At 63.8% G+C, this 4,780-nt stretch carries 6 protein-coding genes; 1 reads left to right on the forward strand and 5 read right to left on the reverse strand.

The features are described from left to right. Together KH616_RS21495 and KH616_RS21500 are read right to left on the reverse strand one after the other, a co-directional pair. Positions 1–455, reverse strand: a 455-nt coding sequence (locus KH616_RS21495) for an ATP-dependent metallopeptidase FtsH/Yme1/Tma family protein (RefSeq protein ID WP_292250617.1), incomplete at its 3' end; no start/stop codon positions are given. A gap of 167 nt (positions 456–622) precedes the next feature. After that, positions 623–1,285 carry an RlmE family RNA methyltransferase gene (locus tag KH616_RS21500; protein WP_292250619.1) on the reverse strand — a complete coding sequence of 221 codons (663 nt, stop codon included), beginning with the start codon at positions 1,283–1,285 and terminating at the stop codon, positions 623–625. 180 nt (positions 1,286–1,465) lie between these two features. Here KH616_RS21500 and KH616_RS21505 point away from each other — a divergent pair, with 180 nt between their 5' ends. Beyond that, positions 1,466–1,993 carry a YhbY family RNA-binding protein gene (locus KH616_RS21505; protein WP_292250620.1) on the forward strand — a complete coding sequence of 176 codons (528 nt, stop codon included), beginning with the start codon at positions 1,466–1,468 and terminating at the stop codon, positions 1,991–1,993. A 54-nt stretch (positions 1,994–2,047) separates the two neighbouring features. On the opposite strand, the gene KH616_RS21510 is transcribed toward KH616_RS21505, so the two are convergent. From KH616_RS21510 to carB, 3 genes are all read right to left on the reverse strand, one after another. Then, the gene (locus KH616_RS21510) at positions 2,048–2,506 is read right to left on the reverse strand and encodes a DUF4149 domain-containing protein (RefSeq protein WP_292250621.1); all 459 of its coding nucleotides are present in this window, start codon (positions 2,504–2,506) and stop codon (positions 2,048–2,050) included. Positions 2,507–2,522: 16 nt separating this feature from the next. Continuing rightward, positions 2,523–2,999: a transcription elongation factor GreA gene (gene greA / locus KH616_RS21515; protein ID WP_292250622.1), complete on the reverse strand. Its 477-nt coding sequence runs from the start codon at positions 2,997–2,999 to the stop codon at positions 2,523–2,525. Between the two features lie 117 nt (positions 3,000–3,116). Continuing rightward, the coding region (carB, locus tag KH616_RS21520; RefSeq protein ID WP_292250624.1) for a carbamoyl-phosphate synthase large subunit at positions 3,117–4,780 on the reverse strand (1,664 nt) is incomplete at its 5' end.

The following is a 4,780-nucleotide window of genomic DNA, read 5'->3' on the forward strand; positions in this document are numbered from 1 at the left end:
GTGTCGAAATGCGCCTTCCCGTCGATCAGCCGCGCACGCGACTTGCCGAACGAAAACGCCCCGCCCTTACCGCCGCCCTGCATCTGCCGCATCATGTAGAACCAGAACCCGATGATCAGGATCGTCGGCCCGAGGTAGTACAGCGCGGACATCAGCGCATTCGGCTCGTCGTCGGCCTTGCCGCTGACCTGCACGCCATACTTCATGAGGTCGCCGACCATCCAGATGTCGCCCGGCGACACGATCTGGTATTTCTGGCCATCGGCCGGAGTGACGGTGAGGTTGCGCCCCTGCACGACGACATTCTTGACCTTGCCGTTCTTGGCGTCGTCCATGAACTGCGAATAGGACACGCCTTCCTGGACGCGGGGTTTGTCGAACTGCTTGAACACCGTAAACAGCACCAGTGCGATCACCAGCCACACTGCCGCCTTCGAAAACATGTTGTTGTTCAAAGCACCACTCCTTCACTCTTAGACGAGCGCCTACATTTTCCTTGCGGCGCCCCTCAGGCATTCTAATCCAGTCCGTAGCCCCCCGCCATAAGCATTGACAACCGGCGCGATAGCCGCCGGCTTTGTCTGGCAAGGGCCGGAGCCCGTTTGCGGCGCCCCGTTCCGCGTCAGCGCGGATGCTTCAGGTGCCGCCCCAAGATGAACGTCTCTGACGATTTGTCGCGGGACGCCTTGGGTTTGCGTGGTACGACCGTCTTGAACTGATGTTTGAACTTCTCGACAATCTGGCTATAGCCGCTGCCGTGGAAACACTTCACCAATAGCGCGCCATCCGGCTTCAGGTGATTCTGCGCGAATTCGAGCGCGAGATCGCATACATGCTCGATGCGCGCCGCGTCCGCGACTGCCACGCCAGACAGATTGGGTGCCATGTCGGAAATTACAAGATCCACCGGCCGGCCTTCGAGCACGTCCTCCAGTTGATGGAGCACCTCGTCCTCGCGGAAGTCGCCCTGGATGAAATGCACGTCGGCGATCGGCTCCATCGGCAGGATGTCGAGCGAGATGATCGTGCCGTCGATTCCGCCCTGGCGCGATTCGTCGCGCCGCTTGCCCTGCGCGAGCTTGTTGCGCGCGTACTGGCTCCAGCTGCCCGGCGCGGCGCCCAGGTCGACGATGACCTGGCCCGGGCGGATCAGCCTGTCCTGCTCGTCGATTTCCTTGAGTTTGTACGCGGCGCGCGCGCGATAGCCTTCCCGCTGCGCCATTTTGACGTACGGGTCGTTGATATGGTCGTGCAGCCAGTGCTGATTAAAGCGGTTCTTTGCCATTCGAGAGAGAGATTGCTGCCATTTGCTTCGTGAAGCCGCGCTTTTAGCGGATAATACGCATGTTCTTCGCGCGGCTGCGGGCCCAACGGGCCCCTGTCGCGATTTTACGTGGTTTCGGCGCGCGGCTGATTGCAGGATCAAAACCCGCTGTGCGCGCCCCTAATTTGAATTCGATACTCCATGCCCGCCCTTTCCCTTACTCCCGCCGAGCGCTCCGCGCTGCGCTCCCAGGCCCATGCGCTCAAGCCCGTCGTGCTGATCGGGGCCGAAGGGCTCACCGACGCCGTGCTCGATGAAATCAAGGTTCACCTTGCCGCGCACGAACTGATCAAGATCCGCGTGTTCGGCGACGAACGCGACGAGCGCATCGCGATCTACGACGAAATCTGCGACCGGCTGAACGCCGCACCGATCCAGCACATCGGCAAACTGCTCGTGATCTGGAAACCCGAACAAGCCGCGCCGGCGCCGGCACGCGGCCGTCGCAACGGCGCGTTGCCCAGCGCGGCCGAAGCCGCCGCCGACAAGAAAGGCGCATCGCCGCGCGTCGTCAAGGTCGTCAAGGTTTCGCCCTACAGCAGCCCGGTGCGCCGGCCGAAGCCGCAGAAGGTGGTGGTGCGCGGTAACGAGCGCGTCACGGCCGGCGGCAACGTCAAGCGCGCGAAAAAGCGCCAGACGAGCGCGAAACGTCCGTTCCAGGGCAAGTAACACTCACGCGCGGCCTGTCTGCCAGGCCGCGCCGCTGCCCGCCCGCGATTGCAGTCACGCGTCGCGCGCCGGCAGCCGCCAGATCAGCATCAGCCCAAGCACGCTCTCGACCAGATAGAACAGGCTCGAGACGCCGTGCAGCATCCCGAAATGGCGCGCGTAGGTCGAATGACCGACGTCGACGCCCGCCTCCATCGCCGCCACGCGCATCGCGTTCATGAAAGGCTGCAACGCGAAATACCCGATCAGCACGCAACCCGCCATCGCTGCGACAATCCACCGCACGCGACGATATTCGTCGAAGCCGCGCCGCACCAACTGGTTCGACAACGCAAGCAGCAGCACGCCGCACACCACGCCGACGATCGCTTCGATGCGGAACAGCTCGGCCGCGACGGAACCGGCCGTCATCCGGTCGAGCAGGCTGAACAGCACGGGCGCGGCCGCGTAGCCGATCGTCAGCAGGCTGCCCACCCAGACGGCCGACAGCAGCCGGAACACGCGGTGCGGCATGGCGGCTGTCTGCATGTCAGATGTAGCTGACGGAAATGATTTCGTACTCGCGCACGCCGCTCGGCGCCTGCACAGCCGCGACGTCGCCTTCGGTCTTGCCGATCAGCGCACGCGCGATCGGCGAGCTGACCGAGATCAGGCCGTGATCGAGATCGGCTTCGTCGTCGCCGACGATCTGGTACTTCACGGTATCGCCCGACTCGAGATCCTCGAGCTCGACCGTCGCCGCGAACACCACGCGCCCGTCGGCATCCAGCGAGGACGGATCGATGATTTGCGCCGCCGACAGCTTCGATTCGATTTCCGCGATACGGCCCTCGATGAAACCCTGCTTTTCCTTGGCTGCGTCGTATTCGGCGTTTTCGGACAGGTCGCCCTGTGCGCGCGCCTCCGCGATCGCATTGATCACGGCCGGACGCTCGACGGACTTAAGGCGCTGCAATTCATCGCGCAGTTGATCTGCGCCACGCTTTGTCAACGGAATGGTGCTCATAAACGACTCAATCGCTAAAACGGCTATAAAAAAAATCACCGCGATTAAGCGCATCCCCGGCTGGCCGGGAACGCCGCTTAATCGCGGCACGTGTTGCTTCGACAGGTAACTGACCGCTTAGTTTAGGCGAGCATGAAGACCTTGTAAATCATAGACTTCCAGGTTCTTCAGGTAGCGCAAACCTTCAACGGCCGCGCGTGCGCCCGACATCGTCGTGTAGTACGTGACCTTGTGCGCCTGCGCGCTCATCCGGATCGAACGCGAATCGGCGATCGCCTGGCGCGTCTCGTCGACCGTCGTAAACACAAGTGCGATCTCGCCGTTCTTGATCATGTCGACGATGTGCGGACGGCCGTCCTTCACCTTGTTCACGACCTTCACCGGCACGCCCGCAGCCTCGATCGCGGCTGCCGTGCCCTTCGTCGCGACGATCGGGTAGCCGAGCTCGTGCAGCATGCGCGCGACTTCGACGGCCTTCGGCTTGTCCGCGTCCATCACGGTCAGCAGCACCGTGCCCGATTCCGGCAGGCGCGAGCCCGCCGCGAGCTGCGACTTGAACAGTGCCTCGCCGAACGTCTGGCCGACGCCCATCACTTCGCCGGTCGAGCGCATCTCCGGCCCGAGCACCGGGTCGACAGCCGGGAACTTGATGAACGGGAACACCGCTTCCTTCACGCTGAAGTACGGCGGCACCACTTCCTTCGTCACGCCCTGCTCCGCGAGCTTCTGGCCGACCATCGCGCGCGCCGCGATCTTCGCGAGCGGCAGGCTCGTCGCCTTCGACACGTACGGCACCGTGCGCGATGCGCGCGGGTTCACTTCGAGCACGTAGATGATGTCCTGCTTCGAACCGTCCGCCTGCGGCACCTGCTGAATCGCGAACTGCACGTTCATCAGGCCGACCACGTTCAGCGCCTTCGCCATCGCGGCCGTCTGGCGCTTCAGCTCCGCAACCGTCTCCTGCGACAGCGAATACGGCGGCAGCGAGCATGCCGAATCGCCCGAGTGAACGCCCGCCTGCTCGATGTGCTCCATCACGCCGCCGATGAACACCGATTCGCCGTCGCAGATGCAGTCGACATCGCACTCGATGGCGTCGTTCAGGAAGCGGTCGAGCAGCACCGGCGAATCATTCGACACCTTCACGGCCTCACGCATGTAGCGCTCGAGGTCGCGCGGCTCGTGGACGATTTCCATCGCGCGGCCGCCCAGCACGTACGACGGACGCACGACGAGCGGATAGCCGATTTCGGCCGCGAGGGCGAGCGCCTCCTCTTCGTTGCGCGCGGTGCGGTTCGGCGGCTGACGCAGGCCGAGGTCCTGCAGCAGCTTCTGGAAGCGCTCGCGGTCTTCCGCCGCGTCGATCATGTCCGGCGACGTGCCGACGATCGGCACGCCGTGCGCTTCGAGGTCGAGCGCGAGCTTCAGCGGCGTCTGGCCGCCGTACTGGACGATCACGCCGACCGGCTTTTCCTTGTCGACGATCTCGAGCACGTCCTCGAGCGTCAGCGGCTCGAAGTACAGGCGGTCGGACGTGTCATAGTCGGTCGACACCGTTTCCGGGTTGCAGTTGACCATGATCGTCTCGTAGCCGTCCTCGCGCATCGCGAGCGCGGCGTGCACGCAGCAGTAGTCGAACTCGATGCCCTGGCCGATCCGGTTCGGGCCGCCGCCCAGCACCATGATCTTCTTGTTGTTCGTCGGCTGCGCCTCGCACTCTTCCTCGTAGGTCGAGTACATGTACGCCGTCTTCGTCGCGAACTCGGCCGCGCAGGTGTCGA

The sequence above is a fragment of the Burkholderia sp. genome (assembly GCF_018375725.1).
GTDB lineage: Bacteria > Pseudomonadota > Gammaproteobacteria > Burkholderiales > Burkholderiaceae > Burkholderia.